Source organism: Robiginitalea marina (genome assembly GCF_024006985.1).
GTDB lineage: Bacteria > Bacteroidota > Bacteroidia > Flavobacteriales > Flavobacteriaceae > Robiginitalea > Robiginitalea marina.
The window spans coordinates 1-383 of sequence record NZ_JAMXIB010000039.1; the positions used below are offsets into that span (position 1 = coordinate 1).

Annotated in this window: 1 protein-coding gene; it reads right to left on the reverse strand. The window is 58.5% G+C overall.

Features of this window, described 5'->3' with window-relative positions; translation table 11 throughout:
* A partial coding sequence (locus tag NG653_RS14670) for a hypothetical protein (RefSeq protein WP_252742460.1) occupies nucleotides 1-383 on the reverse strand: 383 nt, incomplete at both ends.

Consider the following 383-nt stretch of genomic DNA (forward strand, 5'->3'; position numbering starts at 1 on the left):
ACATCTTGCGTGCCCCCGTTCTCCAGGGTCAGCGTCAGGGTGTTGCCCGTAAGGCTGAAGTCTGTGATCTGCTGGTCGTCCGTGTTGTCCAGATATGGGGTAAGATCCACGCTGCCCCCGTCTTCAAGGGTCAAGGTGTTGCCGCTAAGGCTAAGCCCCTGGTCGTCAGTGCCCACCAGTGATGAAAGGTCCACGTTGGCTGAAGAACCGTTCTCAATATCGATCTGAAGGGTGGTGCCGGTCAGGGTGGCACCGGTCAGGTTCTGGTCATCCGTGGAGACATAGCCGGAAAGGTCCACATCTTGTGTGCCCCCGTTCTCCAGGGTCAGCGTCAGGGTGTTGCCCGTAAGGCTGAAGTCGGTGATCTGCTGGTCGTCCGTGTT